The organism is Caballeronia terrestris (genome assembly GCF_001544515.1).
Classification (GTDB): Bacteria; Pseudomonadota; Gammaproteobacteria; order Burkholderiales; family Burkholderiaceae; genus Caballeronia; species Caballeronia terrestris.
Genome location: NZ_FCOL02000640.1, coordinates 1 through 513, shown reverse-complemented (window position 1 = coordinate 513; position 513 = coordinate 1). Strand labels below are relative to the sequence as shown.

Genomic DNA, 513 nt, shown 5'->3' with positions numbered 1-513 from the left:
GTCGAGTTCGCCTTTGAGTTCGCCGGATCGATCCGCGCGTTGGACCTGGCGTACAACATCACGCGGCGCGGCGGCTCGACCGTCACTGCCGGCCTGCCGCATTCAACTGCGCGCTGGCCGATGCCCGCCGTCAGCCTGGTTGCCGAAGAGCGCACGGTAAAAGGCAGCTACATCGGCACGTGCGTCCCGTCGCGTGACATCCCACGCTTTATCGACCTGTACAAGCAGGGTCGCTTGCCCGTAGACAAGTTGCTGACGGGCCGCCTGAAGCTCGACGAGATCAATCACGGCTTTGACCTGCTGCACGAGGGCAAAGCGATTCGCCAGGTGGTGGTGTTCGAATGAGCCAATCCAACGACAACTGGGCTGACGGTTGGGTCGCGATGCAGCAAGCGTTCCTGAAGTCGATGTTCCGCTCTCCGACTGCCTCTGGCACCGAATCGGAAGAAGCAAAGCCGCCCATGCAGGAGCAGTTCGCCGACCTGCAAGAAACGTGGAAAGAGTCGATCGAGA

Annotated in this window: 1 protein-coding gene; it reads left to right on the top strand. The window is 61.4% G+C overall.

The features are described 5' to 3' along the window. A partial coding sequence (locus tag AWB67_RS39355) for a zinc-binding dehydrogenase (RefSeq protein ID WP_327367319.1) occupies positions 1-345 on the top strand: 345 nt, incomplete at its 5' end. Positions 346-513: the final 168 nt, after the last annotated feature.